Origin of the sequence: Nocardia sp. NPDC058705 (assembly GCF_042749305.1) — a bacterium.
In the GTDB taxonomy this organism is placed as follows: Bacteria; Actinomycetota; Actinomycetes; order Mycobacteriales; family Mycobacteriaceae; genus Nocardia.
Genome location: NZ_JBHYRN010000006.1, coordinates 259,446 through 275,275, shown reverse-complemented (window position 1 = coordinate 275,275; position 15,830 = coordinate 259,446). Strand labels below are relative to the sequence as shown.

Below are 15,830 nucleotides of genomic sequence, written 5' to 3'. Positions count from 1 at the left end.
GTTCAGGCACCGTTGCTTGCTCCTTCGTCGCGTACGCAACGGCGCCTGAACAGCGGGACGGCCGCGAACCGCCGACTGCGTCGGCGGACCCTCCTCGAGGTCGGGTCGTGGGGGGCTGGGTCGGGAAGTATGTTCAGCGTTGTGTGAGCGTGTGACGGTGGTTCTTATGAGCCCCGTCACTTTGCTGTTTTATGCGGCAACACGTTCTGTGGGTGTGCCGATACTCCTGTGGACCCCTGGGTGCTGGGGGCACGCTGGGTCTGGCTCGCGTCGCCGGTCTATATGATGGCTCGATCTGCACTGTGCGGGGTCGCCGCGCGTTCAGGCTCGATGAGAGGTGAATGAACTCGAATGGAAACTGCCCGTCGTTCTGCCCGCGGTCCCCGTCGTCGCCGGTCGAGCAGTCCGACATTCGGGCAGTTACTGACGGGAGCCGTCGAGTCGGCCGCCGATCGGGTCGCGGTCCGGTTCAATCCGACCGGTGATCCCGCCGATCAGCGTCAGCTCACCTATTCCGAGTTCGATCAGCAGTCCTCGCGGCTGGCCCGCGCGCTCATTGCCCGTGGCATCGGCCCCGGTGACGTCGTCGCCATCGGTATCGCCCGTTCGATCGAATCCGTGCTCGCGGTGTGGGCCATCGCCAAGACCGGCGCCGCCTATGTCCCGGTCGACCCGAAGTACCCGGCCGACCGCATCGCCCACATCGTGTCCGACTCCGGCGCGGCCCTCGGGCTCACCACCGCCGCCCATCGCGAGCAGCTCGGCTCCGACCTGACCTGGCTCGAGCTCGACGACGCCGCGACGGCCGCCGACATCGCGGCGCAGCCCGCGCACCCGATCTCCTACACCGACCGGATCCGCACCCTCGACGAGCGGCACCCGGCCTACGTCATCTACACCTCCGGTTCCACCGGCAAGCCCAAGGGCGTGGTGGTGACCCACACCGGTCTGGCCGGTCTGGTCGCCGCCGAGCGCGCGCACTACCGCGTCGACGCCGATTCCCGCGTGCTGCACGTGTGCTCGCCGAACTTCGACGTGTCGGTGCTCGAACTGCTGCTCACCTTCTCGGCGGGCGCCACTCTGGTGATCTCCCCGCCTGCGGTGTTCGGTGGTTTCGAGCTCGCGGATCTGCTGCGCCGCGAACAGGTTTCGCACATGCTCATCACCCCGGGCGCGCTCGAGTCGGTCGATGCGAGCGACCTCGACGACCTGCGGGTCGTGGTCGTCGCCGGTGACAAGTTCGGGCCGGAACTGGTCGGGCGCTGGGCCGTCGGCGAGCGCGAGTTCTACAACGGTTACGGCCCCACCGAGGCCACCATCCTGGCCACCAGCACGCCGCCGATGGATCCGGCCGCGCCGGTGACGATCGGTGCCGCGATCGCCGGTGTGGGTGCGTTCGTGCTGGACTCGCGGTTGCGGCCGGTGCCTGCCGGGGTGATCGGTGAGCTGTATCTGTCGGGCCCCGCGCTCGCGCAGGGTTACCTGAACCGTCCCTCGCTCACCGCGGAACGGTTCGTCGCCAGCCCCTTCGGTGCCGAGTCCGGTGACCCGACCGCGCGGCTCTACCGCACCGGAGATCTGGTGCGGCGCAGCGAATCCGGTGACGGTGTCATCGAGTACATGGGCCGCTCGGACTTCCAGGTGAAGATCCGTGGCTTCCGGATCGAACTCGGTGAGATCGACAACGCGCTCACCACGCATTCCGCCATCGATTACGCGGCCACCCTCGGCAAGACGCTGCCTTCGGGTGCGACCGCGCTCGTGTCGTATGTGCTGGCGAGTCCCGGCGCGACAGTCGATATCGCCGCGCTGGGCGATCATCTGCGGGAGGTGTTGCCCGCGTACATGGTTCCCGCCTCGATCATGGTGCTCGACGAGATCCCGCTGACCCCGGTCGGCAAGCTGGATCGAAACGCGTTGCCGGAACCGGTGTTCGACTCGGGCACCTCCCGGGCGCCCGAGGGTCCGGTGGAGACCGCGCTTGCCGCATTGTTCGCCACGCTGCTCGGGCTCTCCGAGGTCGGCGCCGACGACTCGTTCTTCGCCATCGGTGGCGACAGCATCCTGTCCATGCAGCTGGTGGCCAGGGCGAGGGCCGCGGGTATCGCCTTCACCCCGCAGGACGTCTTCGAGCATCGCACCGTCGCCGCGCTGGCCAAGGTCGCCGCGGTCGGTGACGACACCGAGGTCGTGCGCCTGGACGAGCTGCCGGGCGGTGGCGTCGGTGCGGCCCCCGCGACGCCGGTGCTCACCCAATACCTCGACGAAGGTGTCTTCGGCCGCTTCTCGCAGAACATGACGCTCGGCCTGCCCGACGGCATCGACCGCGCCGGGCTGGTCAGCACCCTGACCGCCGTGCTCGCCCATCACGACGTGCTGCGCTCACGCGTGATCAACGAAGACGGCGCCTGGCGGCTCGACATGCCACCGGCCGACGGCTACGACGTCGAGGCTCTGCTCACCGAGGTCGACGTCCCGGCCGGCGTCTCGGCCGACGAACTGACCGAAATCGGCAGCACCGCACTGGATTCCGCGCTCGATCGGCTGGACCCGGCCGCGGGACGGATGCTCGCCTTCACCTGGCTGCGCAGGCCCGATGCCACCGATGCCCTGATCGTGGCCGCGCACCACCTGGTCGTCGACGGCGTCTCCTGGCGCATCATCATCCCCGACCTCGTCACCGCCTGGGCACAGCTGTCCGCCGGGCAGCGGGTGGGCCTCGACCCGGTAGGCACCTCCTTCCGGCGCTGGGCGCACGCCCTGGTCGACGCGGCCGCCGACAGCACAAGGGCCGACGAGATCGGTTACTGGCGTGAGGTTCTCACCGCCGCCGACCCGCTGCTCGGCACGCGGGCACTCGACCCGGTCGCCGACACCTACGCGACCGTGCGGCGGTTCAGCGTCGAGGTGCCGACCGAGGTCACCGAGGCGCTGCTGACCGAAGTTCCGGCGCTGTACCGCACCGGTGTGAACGACGGCCTGCTCGCCGCGCTCGCGCTGGCCGTGCGGCAGTGGCGAACCGATCGCGGCATCACCGCGCCGGTGACCCGGATCCGGATGGAAGGGCACGGCCGTGAGGAATCGGTGGTGCCCGGTGTCGACCTCACCCGCACTGTCGGCTGGTTCACCAGCGTCTACCCGATCGCGCTCGACCTGTCCGAGATCGACACCGCCGCCGCACTCGACGGCGGCGCCGAAACCGCCGCGACGCTGCGCTCGATCAAGGAGCAGCTGCTCGCGGTGCCCGACCGTGGTGTCGGCTTCGGCCTGCTGCGTCATCTGAATCCGGCCACCGCCGGTGGGCTCACCGGTCCGATCGCCCAGATCGGCTTCAACTACCTTGGCCGGGTCGGGAATGATTCGGCCGCAGCCGAATTCGCAGGCGCCGGTTTCCTGCCCACCGACGCGCTCGGTGAGATCAGCGCGGAACAGGATCCCACGATGCCGGCGGGCATGGTGGTCGACATCAACGCGATCGTCACCGACGGCGAGGCCGGACCGCGCATGTCGGTGTCGTTCCAGTACGCCGCGGGCGTGGTCGACGAGTCCGATGTCCGTGAGCTGGCGCAGGGTTGGGTCGCGGCGCTGACCGCGGTGGCCCGCCACACCCAGGATCCGGCGGCCGGTGGCCTCACCCCGGCCGACGTCGCGCTGGTGCGGGTGTCACAGTCGGAGCTGGATCGCTGGCGGGTCGACTATCCGGGCGTGAGCGACGTGCTGCCGTTGTCGCCGCTGCAGGAAGGCCTGCTTTTCCACTCCCAGCTCACCGCGGGGGAGACCGACGACTACGTCATCCAGTTCGCCCTCGAGCTGGGCGGCGACGTCGACCTCGAACGGCTGCGCCGGGCCGCCCAGGCCGTGCTCGACCGCAATTCGAGCATTCGCTCGGTGTTCGTCACCGCCGCAGACGGCACGCCGACGCAGGTCGTGGTGGACGGTCTCGATGTGCCGTGGCAGGTGATCGACGGTGTCGTCGACGCGGAACTGCCCGCGCTGCTGGAGCAGGATCAGCGCACCCGTTTCGACCTCACGCAGGTGCCGCTGGTGCGATTCACGGTGTACCGCACCGTATCCGGGCGGATCCAGCTGGTGCTCACCTCGCACCACCTGCTCTTCGACGGCTGGTCGCTGCCGCTGCTGATGAAGGATCTGCTGGTCCTCTACGCCACCCACGGCGACGCGACGATGCTGCCCCGGGTGCGCCCGTACCGCGACTACCTGGCCTGGCTGGCCAGGCAGGACCGCGATGTGACGATGCAGCGCTGGCAGTCGGCGCTGTCGGGTGCCCGGCCGACGGCCGTCGCGGAGGTGCTCGCGCCGCCCGCGCAGCCCGAAATCGGTGTCGGGGAAATCGAATTCGCGCTCTCCAAGGATCAGTCGGCGGCGCTGGGTGCGTTCGCGGCGGAGTCCGAGGTCACCGTGAACACGGTGATGCAGGCGATCTGGGGTCTGATCGTCGCCGCACTGACCGACCGCGACGACGTGGTGTTCGGCGCGGTCGTCGCGGGCCGACCGCCGCAGTTGGACGGTGTCGACGACATCATCGGTCTGTTCGTCAATACGCTGCCCGTGCGGGTGCGTCTCGATCACGCGGGCTCGGTGCGCGATCTGCTGCGCACGCTGCAGGCCGAGCAGGCCGCCCTGATGGACCACCACTACCTCGGCCTCGCCGAGATCCAGAGTGCGGTGGGCACCGGTGGTCTGTTCGATTCGCTGGTGGCCTACGAGTCCTATCCGATCGACGAGGAGGGCCTGAAGGAGGCCGGATCCTCGATCGACGGGCTGGCGGTGGGCGGGATCCAGTCGGTGACCTTCACCCACTATCCGGTCGCGGTGGTGGTGGAATCCGGTCCGCGACTGAAGGTTCGGATGTGGAATCGCCGCGACACCGTCTCCGATGCGGGTGCTCGCGCGCTCGCCGACATCGTGCGTCTGCTGATCGACCGGTTCACCGGTCACGACGGCGCGGAAGTGCCGCTGTCACAACAGGACTGGTGGCAAGCGCCCGCCGCGACGATCGATCGGCTGGAACTGCCGGTCGATCGACCGCGTGCGGCCCGCGCCGAGCACACCGTCGCCGAGGTGCGCACGGAAGTTCCGGTCAGCGTGCACGCGGCGCTGAATCAGCTTGCCGCCCAACGTGGTATCTCCTTGTTCACCGTGCTGCACGCCGCCTACGCCGCCCTGCTGGCCCGGCTGGCCGACGAGCGTTCCGTCGCGATCGGCGCCTACCCGCCCGAGGGTATGGTCACCGAGCCGGTGGTCGTGACGACCGAGGTCGCTCCCGGCGATACGTTCGCCGGACTGCTCGAACAGTTGCGACAGGCCGACGCGGCGGCATTCGTCCAGGCCGACACCGGTTCCCAACCGCTCGCCCACGTGCGTGACCTGATCCGCGTGAGCGCGGGCGCGCCGCCGTTCCGGGCCGCACTGACCCTGGGCGAGGACACCGTCGGTACCGCACCGGTCGAGCTGACCCTGCATGCGGTGGAGCAGCTGGACGGGACCGGCGAGCCGGTCGGCATGACGCTCGTGTTCGCCTATGCCGCTGAGCTTTTCGACGCCGATACCGTGTCCGGCTTCGCCGCGCGGTTCGGCCGGATTCTCGACGCGGCGGTCGCCGACGCGGACGTGGTACTCGGCGACATCGATGTGCTGGCCCCCGGCGAACGCGCATCCCTGCTCGAGGCCTGGACCACCCCCGGTGTCGACGCGGGCGCGGTCACCCTGGCCGACCTGATCACCGACCGTGCCCTGCGCACGCCGGACGCACCCGCTGTCCGGTTCAACGCGACCACCCTGACCTACGGCGAGCTGCTGCGCCGCTCCAGTGCCGTCGCCCGCACGCTGATCGCGGCGGGCGCCGGCCCGGAATCGCTGGTGGCGGTTGCCGTCTCGCGTGACGAGCGCCTGCCGATCGCTCTGCTCGGCGTCCTGCTCTCCGGTGCGGCCTATCTGCCGATCGACACGGCGTACCCGACACAGCGACTCGAGTTCATGCTCGGCGACGCGGCGCCGGTGTGCGTGTTGACCACCGCCGACGAGCTCGCGGCGGTTCCCGCCGGGCAGACGCCGGTGCTGCTGCTCGACGAGATCGCCGTCGAGGACGACGCGCCGGTCACCGACGCCGACCGCCGATCCCCGTTGCGCCCCGACCATCTCGCGTACGTCATCTACACCTCGGGCTCCACCGGTGTGCCGAAGGGCGTCGGCGTCGCGCACCGCAACGTGGCCGAACTGTTCGCCAACAGCCAGGTCAAGTTCGAGTTCGACGCCTCCGATGTGTGGACGATGTTCCACTCCTTCGCCTTCGACTTCTCGGTCTGGGAGCTGTGGGGTGCGCTCGCCACAGGCGGCTCGGTCGTGGTGGTCGACCACCTCACCTCGCGCTCGCCGGAGTTGTTCCGCGAGTTGCTGATTCGCGACGGCGTGACCGTGCTCAACCAGACGCCGTCGGCGTTCTATCAGCTCGCCGAGGCCGACCGGACCGCGTCGGCGGGCGAACTGGCGCTGCGGCACGTGATCTTCGGCGGCGAGGCCCTCGACCTGCGTCAGCTGACGCGCTGGTACGAGCGGCACCCGGCCGACGCGCCGCGGTTGGTGAACATGTACGGCATCACCGAGACCACCGTGCACGTGTCGTTCCTCGCGCTGGACCCCCAGCTCGCCCAGCGTCCGGCCAGCGTCATCGGCCGCCCGCTGCCCGGCCTGTCCGCGCGGGTGCTCGACGAGCGCCTTCGCCCGGCGCCGATCGGCGTGCGCGGGGAGATTTACGTCGACGGCGATCAGCTCGCGCGCGGCTACCTGGGTCGCCAGGCGCTGACCGCCACGCGGTTCGTCGCCAATCCGTACGGCGCACCCGGTTCACGGATGTACCGCACTGGCGACGTCGGTCGCTGGGCCGAGGTGGACGGCGTCGTCGACCTCGAGTACGCGGGCCGCAGCGACCAGCAGGTGCAGCTGCGTGGTTTCCGTATCGAGCTCGGCGAGATCGAGTCCGCGTTGCTGCGTTGCGAAGGCGTGAGCCAGGCGGTAGTGCTGGTTCGCACCGACGACGAAGTCGACCGACTGCTCGGATATGTTGTGCCCGAGGCGAATTCGGTGCTCGATCCGGTCGCCCTGCGGGCCGAGGTCGGCGAATTCCTCACCGGCTACATGGTTCCCGACGCCCTGATGGTGCTCGACGCGTTGCCGCTCACCCCGAACGGCAAGCTCGACCGTAAGGCGCTGCCCGCCCCGACCGTCGTCGGCGCGGGGGAGTACCGCGCGCCGGTCACCGAGGCGGAGCGGGCCGTCGCCGAGGTCTTCGCCGGACTGCTCGGGGTGGAACAGGTCGGCCTCGACGACGACTTCTTCACCCTCGGCGGCAACTCGTTGCTGGCCACCAGGGCGGTATCGCGGATCAATGAGGCACTCGGGGCCGATGTCACCGTCCGCGATCTGTTCGAGCGACCCTCGGTGGTGGCACTGGCCGCCGTCGTCGTCGCCGGTGTGGCGGACCGGCGTCCGCCGCTGGTGCCGGTCGAACGGCCCGACCGGGTGCCGCTGTCCTTGGCACAGCAGCGCATGTGGGTGCTCAGCCAGCTCGATCCCGAATCCCCTTCGTACAACATCCCGTTGGCGCTGCGACTGGCAGGCGCACTCGATGTCGACGCCCTGCGCCTGGCCGTCGACGATGTGCTCGAGCGGCACGAGGCGCTGCGCACCAGTTTCCCCGTCGACGGTCCCGGTGGCCTGCCGTTCCAGCACATCGTGTCGGTGGCCGAGGCGCTGCCCGGTGGCCTGACCGTGCGTCCGCTGGCCGATGCCGCCGATCAGGCCGCGCAACTGCTGTCGACCGGATTCGACGCTGCCGCACAGGTTCCCGTGCGGGCGACGCTGTTCACCGACAACACCGATGAGCACTATCTGGTGGTCGTCGTGCATCACATCTCCGCCGACGGTGTCTCCCTCGCACCGCTGGCGCGTGACCTGATCACCGCGTATGCCGCACGCTGCCACGGTGATTCGCCGCAGTGGACTCCGCTGCCCGTGCAGTACGCCGACTTCGCGCTCTGGCAGCACGCGGTGCTGGGCGAGGTCACCGATCCCGAGTCCGCCGCAGCGCGTCAGCTGGGGTTCTGGCGGGAACGGCTGGCAGGTGCGGGGACCGCGACGCTGCCGCTGGATCGGTCGCGACCGGCCGTACGGACCGGCGCCGGTGCCGAGACCGGGCTCGTCGTCCCGGCCGACGTACACGCCGGGCTGCTCCGGATCGCCAAGGCGCACAACGCATCCCTGTTCATGGTGGTGCACGCGGGCCTCGCGGCGCTGCTGAGCCGGATGACCGGCAGCGACGACGTGACGGTCGGTACCGCGATCGCCGGTCGCGGTGAACGGGTGCTCGACGATCTCGTCGGCATGTTCGTCAACACCCTCGCGCTACGCACCCAGGTCGACAAGACCGCCAGCTTCGACGTACTCGTCGATCGGGCGCGCGACACCGATCTGGCCGCTTTCGGCAACGCCGACATCCCGTTCGAGCAGGTGGCCGAGGCCGCCGGAGCCACCGGCGACACTTTGCTGCCGGTCGTGCTGTCCTTCCAGAACACCGAACGGCCCTCGCTGGAGCTGCCAGGTCTCACGGTCTCCGCCATGGAGAACGGACTGGTCACCGCCAAGTTCGACCTGCAGGTGACGGTCGATCCGCGCGAAGGTGACGACGGTGCCCCCGCGGGCCTCGGCGTCGCTTTGACCTATGCCACCGACGTTTTCGACGAGGCCACCGTGGCCGCCTTCGGCCGCAGGCTGCAGCGGGTGCTCGCGGCAGTGGCGGCCGATCCCCTCGTGGCCGTCGGCTCGGTCGACATCCTCGACGACGCCGAACGCGCACAGGCGGTCGCGTCGGCGAGCGTGTCCTCGGCGCTGCGCGGCATCGCGCTGCCGCAGCTGCTGACCGCCGTGGTGGACGAGGATCCCGACGGTCCGGCCCTGGTGTGGGGCGAGGAGGCGCTGTCCTACGCCGAGCTCGACGCGCGTTCGTCGCGGCTGGCGCGGGCGCTGATCGAGCGTGGTTGCGGGCCGGGTGTCGGTGTCGCGGTGGGTTCGGTGCGAGGTGTCGAGGCTGCGGTGGCGGCGTGGGCGGTCCTCAAGGCGGGTGCCGCAGTGGTGCCGCTGGACGAGTCCGGTGCCCTGCCCGCTGGGATCGTGGTCGAGGTCGGCGTCGGTGCGGGCGCACCGGCACTCGACTGGCTCACGCTCGACGATCCGGCGATAGCTGCCAAGTCGCCGGGGCCGGTCACCTACGCGCACCGCGTGAGCGCGCTGCGGGGTGAGGTCCCCGCGTTCGTCGGCGAGGTCGTGGTGACCTTCGATGAACTCGCGGCCTTGGTGAGCGCGGTCGGCGAGGCCACGGACGTGACTTTCGAGTCGCGCACGCTGTCCGCGGACACGAGTCGCTCCCGCGCCGCATTGGTCGAGTTGCTGGTGGCCGGTGCGGCCGGTGCTTCGGTGGTGTTTGCGGACGGTACGCTGTCGCTGCATGACCAGCTGGCCGAGGAATGGGTGACGCACCTGTTCATCGCCGGAGATCGGATGACCGAGCTCGGAGCGCAACCGCTGGAGGATTTGCAGGCGGTCATTGTGGACCGAGCGGTTTCATTCGTGCCGGAATGGGTACCGAACGTGGTGAGGCTCGACGATCTGAGATGACTGTGGCGCCGGGTGTGTCGCAGTGTCGCGCACCCCGGCGATCCGGGTGTTGCCCTCTCGATCGATATCGATGGTGAGATCCGGCGTTCCACCGTGCGCGCCGATGTGATGCGAAGGGTGCGATGGGGACGTGTTGATCGCTGGAGTGGATGCATGACCCGGCCGGTGCGGCAGCGGCCCACCCGGCAGCGGCAACCAAGGGTTGTCACCCTGCCGCAGCTCATGGCCGCCGCGGTCGAAGCCAACCCCGACGGTATCGCCCTCACCTGCACTGACGGGTCAGGAGCGGTGGCGAGCCTCGGCTATGCCGAGCTGGACGCCCGGTCGACCCAGTTGGCCAGACTCCTGATCGACCTGGGCATCGGCCCCGAGAATCTGGTCGCGATCGGCGCCCCCCGATCGATCGAATCGGTCGTCGCGGTGTGGGCCGTCGCCAAGACCGGCGCGGGTTTCGTGCCGGTCGACCCGGAATACCCGGCCGACCGGGTGGCGCACATGGTGTCGGACTCCGGGGTGGTGATCGGCTTGACCACCACCGCCGTGCACGAAGGCCTGCCCGATGATGTGGACTGGCTGGTCCTCGACGACGCGGGGTTCGCGGCCAAACTCGACGAGTATCCGACCGAGCCGGTGACCGGTGCCGAGCGCACCCGGCGGATTCGCGCCGAGAACCCGGCCTATGTGATCTACACCTCCGGCACCACCGGCCTGCCCAAAGGCGTGGTGATCTCGCACGGCGCGGTGGCGGCGTACGTACCGGTGATGGCGACTCGATACCGGGCCGCCGTCGACGCGCGGGTGCTGCACGTGGCTTCGCCCTCGTTCGACATCGCGGTGGCCGAACTGCTGCTGACCGTCGCGGCGGGCTCGACCATGGTCATCGCGCCGGCCGGGGTGTTCGGCGGCGAGGAACTCGGTGAGCTGCTGCGCACCGAGCGGGTGACCCACGTGATCATCACGCCGTCGGCGCTGGCGACCGTCGACCCGGAGGGTCTGGAAGCACTGCGCGTGGTGGTCGTTGGCGGCGAGGCGTGCCCGGCGGAACTGGTCGCGCGGTGGACCGGCGCTGTTGCGGATCTGACCTTCCGCAATGCGTACGGTCCGACCGAGACGACCATCGTCACCAACATCAGCGAACCGCTGCGCGCCGGGGTGCCGGTCACCCTCGGCCCGCCGGTCGAGGGCGCGATGGAACTCGTGCTCGACGATCGGTTGCGCCCGGTACCGGACGGCGTCGTCGGCGAGCTGTATATCGCGGGGCCGCAGCTGGCGCGCGGTTACCACCGTCGCCCCGCGCTGACCTCGGGCCGGTTCGTCACCAATCCCTTCGGTGCGCCCGGCGAGCGCATGTACCGCACCGGCGACACCGTCCGCTGGGTGCGCCGCGATGGTGTCTCGGACCTGGAATACCTGGGGCGCAACGACTTCCAGGTGAAGGTGCGCGGCCTGCGGATCGAGCTCGGCGAGATCGACGCCGTCCTGGCCGCCCACGAAACCATCGATTTCGCGGTCACGGTCGGCCACCAGCTCGACACCGGTGCGACCGTCCTGGCCGCCTATGTCCACGCCGCCACCGGCGCGCAGATCGACGTGGCGGCCGTGACCGCCTTCGTCGAACAGCGCTTGCCCGCGCACATGGTGCCCGCCTCGATCACGGTCCTTGCCACGATTCCGCTGACCCCCGCGGGCAAACTGAACCGTGCCGCGCTGCCGAAACCGCAGCTGCGGGTGACGCAATTCCGCGCGCCGACCGGCCGATACGAGGAACTGGTCGCCACGGTCTTCACCGAGTTGCTCGCACCGCGGGCCCCGATCGGCGCCGACGACAACTTCTTCGAACTCGGCGGCAACTCGCTGATCGCCACCCGGGTCGCCGCGCGGCTCGGTGCCGAGCTCGGCGCCAGGATCCCCGCCCGCATGCTGTTCGGCGCGGCCACGGTCGCCGACCTGGCGACCGCGCTCGCACCGTTGGCGGGCGGCGACACCGCGCGCGCGGCACTGCGGCCGATGCCGCGCCCGCCGCACATCCCGATGTCGCCCGCGCAGCAGCGCATGTGGTTCCTGTCCCAGTTCGACCCCGGCTCGCCTGCCGACAACATTCCGTTCGCGCTGCGCCTGCGCGGCCCGTTGGACCCCGCCGTGCTGCGTGCGGCCGTCGCCGACCTCATCGAACGCCACGAAACCCTGCGCACGGTCTACCCGGCGATCGACGGCACGGGCTACCAGGTGATCCTGCCCGCCGAACAAGCCGTGCCCGAGCTGCGCCCACAACCGCTGCGCGAGGACGAGCTGCCCGGCTGGCTGTCGGTCTCGGCCTCGGCGGGGTTCGATGTCGCCGCCGCGGTCCCGCTGCGGGTGGAGCTGGCCGAACTCGGCCCTGACGATCACGTGCTGGCGGTTGTCGTCCACCACATCGCCGCCGACGGTGCGTCCACGGCTCCGTTCGTGCGCGATCTGCTCACCGCCTACCTGGCCCGCGCGGCGGGAAGCGCACCGCAGTTCTCGCCACTGGCCGCGCAATACGCCGATTACGCGCTGTGGCAGCGGGAGCTGCTCGGCGACAGCAAAGATCCGGAATCACTTGCCGCACAACAACATAAGTACTGGCGCGAGACCCTGGCCGGTATCCCGGACCGGCTCGACTTGCCCGCGGACCGGCAACGGCCGACCGAGGCGACAGGCCGTGGCGCGGTATTCACCTTCGACCTCGGGCAGAGCCTGCACACTCGCCTCGAAGCGCTCGGACAGGCAAGTGGCGCATCGCCTTTCATGGTGGTCCACGCGGCCTTCGCGATGTTGCTCGCGCACCTGTCCGGTACCGAGGACATCGTGATCGGCACCCCGGTCGCCGGTCGTGGCGAGGCCGCGCTCGACGACCTGGTCGGCATGTTCGTCAACACCCTGGTGCTGCGCACACCGGTCGATCCGGCGCGCTCGTTCACCGAGTTCCTCGCCGAGGTGAAAGAGGCTGACCTGGCGGCCTTCTCACATACCGAGTTGCCGTTCGAGCAACTGGTCGAACTGCTCGATCCGGTGCGCACCCAGGCGCATCATCCGCTGTTCCAGGTCGCGTTGTTCTTCAACAACTTCGACACCCCGGCGATCGAACTGCCCGGCCTCGCGGTCGAAGCCGTCGAACCCGTCGGCGCGGTCGCGAAGTTCGACCTGCAGCTGTCCATCACCCCGCAGGGGGCCGGCGGCCTGAGCGCGGCATTCACCTATGCCACCGACCTGTTCGACGAGACCACCATCGCCGATTTCGCGCAGCGCCTGGTCCGGCTGCTCGACGTGGTGACCGCCGAACCGGCTGCGGCCATCGGGTCCGCCGATCTGCTCGCGGACAGTGAACGCGAACGAATCCTGCACGGCTGGAACGACACTCGACACCCCCTGGCGTCGGAACTGCTGCTCGACTCGTATCGGCGAGCCGTCGCCGAGCATCCCGATGCCGTCGCGGTGCACTTCGAGAGCACTGAGCTGTCCTATCGCGAGTTCGATCAGAAGGTGAACCGCCTGGCCCGCTTGCTCATCGAGCGCGGGGTCGGCGCGGAGTCGCTGGTCGGCCTCGCTGTCCGGCGCTCGCTGGATCTGGTGGTCGGCATGTACGCCGTCGTCACCGCCGGTGGTGCGTACGTGCCGCTCGATCCCGACCATCCGGCCGAGCGAATCGCGCACATTCTCGATACCGCCCAGCCGACGTGCGTGCTGACCACGACCGCCGACGCGGTGACCACAACCGCCGACCTGGTGTACCTGGACACGGTCGACCTGGCCGAATTCGATGACAGCCCGGTTCGTGCGACCGAACTCCGCCGCCCGGTGCGGCCGGAGAACCCCGCGTACGTCATCTTCACCTCCGGTTCCACCGGCCGTCCCAAGGGCGTGGCTGTCTCGCACGCCGCGATCCACAACCAGATCTCCTGGATGCTGGCCGAGTACCCCCTCGGACCCGAGGACGTGTACCTACAGAAGACCGCCACCACGTTCGACGTGTCGCTGTGGGGCTATTTCATGCCGCTGCGGGTGGGCGCGAAGTTGGTCGTCGCCACCCACGACGGACACCGCGATCCGGCCTATGTCGCCGAAGTCATTGCCCGCCAACGGGTTACGGTCACCGACTTCGTGCCGTCGATGCTGACGGTGTTCGCCGCGCACACCTGCGCCGAGCTGCTGAAAAGCCTGCGGGAGGTGTTCGTGATCGGAGAGGCGTTGCCGCCGGAGACGGTGGCAACCTTCGCCGAGGTGTCCGATGCGCGCGTCCACAACCTGTACGGCCCGACGGAGGCCGCGGTGTCAGTGACGTATTGGCAGGCGCACGGTGGGGACAAATCCGTGCCGATCGGTGTACCGCAGTGGAATGTCGAAGTGTTCGTGCTGGATTCGCGGTTGCGGCCGGTGCCCGCGGGTGTGCCCGGTGAGTTGTATCTGGCCGGTGACCAGCTCGCGCTCGGCTATGTGGGCCGGGCCGATCTGACCTCGGATCGTTTCGTGGCGAGCCCGTTCGCGCCCGGTGCGCGGATGTATCGCACCGGCGATCTGGTGCGGTGGCTGGCGGATCCGACGCCGCGTCTGGACTACATCGGGCGCACCGACTTCCAGGTGAAGTTCCGTGGCCAGCGGATCGAGCTGGGCGAGATCGAGACGGCGCTGCTCGGGCAGTCCGCCGTGAGCCAGTCCGTCGCGGTGGTGTCCGATTCGCCGACGGGTGAGCAGCTGGTGGCGTATGTGGTGCCGGTGCCGGGGACGGAGATCGACGCCGAGAAGCTGCGTGCCGCGGTGACCGAGGTGCTGCCCGGATACATGGTTCCGTCGACGGTGATGGTCCTGGACGCGCTGCCGCTGAACCCCAGTGGCAAGCTCGACCGCAGGGCGCTGCCCGCCCCGGTGTTCGATGCGCGGGAGTTCCGGGCGCCCTCGACCCCGTCGGAGGAGGCTGTCGCCGAGGTGTTCGGTGCGGTGTTGGGGATCGACCGGGTCGGCGCCGACGACGATTTCTTCGCCCTCGGCGGCAATTCGCTGATCGCCACCAAGGTCGTGCACCGTCTGCGCGAGCGCACGGGTGCCGACGTGACCGTGGCCACGTTTTTCGCCTACCCGGTCGTGGCGGACCTCGCGGCGCGGATCGACGGCGCGGGCACCGACGACCTGGCGGCCACGCTCGGCGTGGTGCTGCCGATCAGTCCGGACGGCGACCGCACCCCGCTGCTGTGTCTGCACCCCGTCTCCGGCTTGGCGTGGGCGTACACGAGCCTGGTGCCCTACCTCCCGGCCGACCAGCCGATCATCGGGATCCAATCGCCCGGCCTGTCCGACCCGGACTTCCGGCCCGACTCGGCGGACGAACTGGTCGACCGCTACCTCGCCGAGATCCGCGCGGTTCAGCCGCACGGCCCCTACCAGCTGCTCGGCTGGTCCCTCGGTGGTGTGTTGGCGCAGGCCGTGGCCACCCGCTTGCAGGCAGCAGGCGAGACGGTCAGCTCGCTCGTCATGCTCGACGCCGTACCCGGTACCGAGCTGACCGGTTTCGCCACCGAACTCCGGCAGTCGATCATCGACCTCGGCGTTCCGGAGCAGCAGCTGCCCGAAGCCGACCGGCTGGCCGAGCTGGGCGACGATGCGGTCGGCGACCTGCACAGGGCGTTGACGGGCGAGCTGGACATACCCCGCGAGCAGTTCGTCGGCATGTACCGCAGTGCGCTGCGCTCGATGGACCTTGTCACCGAGCTGGCGCCGGTCCCCTACGACGGTGACCTCACCTACCTCACCGCGGCGCGCACGAACGGCGGCAGCGCCTCGCAGTGGCGACCCTTCATCAGCGGCGTCATCACCGATCACCCGGTCGACGCGACACATCACGAAATGCTCGGCTCGGCACCATCGGCAACGGTGGGACCGGTGCTGGCAGCTGCCCTCGGAGGTCCTCCGGAGTAGCGCATCGACCTGGCGCATCAGGCGGAGTGCGTCTGCTCACGGCCCGGCGATACGCTGTGGTCGGTTGAGTCGATCGATACGAGAGGGGAGTGGTCTGTGAACATTCTCCGCTGCTCCCGATGTAACGGTACGCGTCGGCTCACCGGTTTACAGACGGTCGCCAGGTGCCGATTCGCGCACCTCGACCGTGTCATCGGCACTGCCGGCGT

At 69.6% G+C, this 15,830-nt stretch carries 2 protein-coding genes; both read left to right on the top strand.

The window, feature by feature from the left end:
* Window positions 1-351: 351 nt before the first annotated feature.
* Window positions 352-9,690: an amino acid adenylation domain-containing protein gene (locus ACFW6D_RS11405; RefSeq protein ID WP_379327151.1), complete on the top strand. Its 9,339-nt coding sequence runs from the start codon at window positions 352-354 to the stop codon at window positions 9,688-9,690.
* Window positions 9,691-9,843: 153 nt separating this feature from the next.
* The gene (locus tag ACFW6D_RS11400; RefSeq protein WP_379327149.1) at window positions 9,844-15,621 is read left to right on the top strand and encodes an amino acid adenylation domain-containing protein; all 5,778 of its coding nucleotides are present in this window, start codon (window positions 9,844-9,846) and stop codon (window positions 15,619-15,621) included.
* Window positions 15,622-15,830 lie beyond the last annotated feature (209 nt).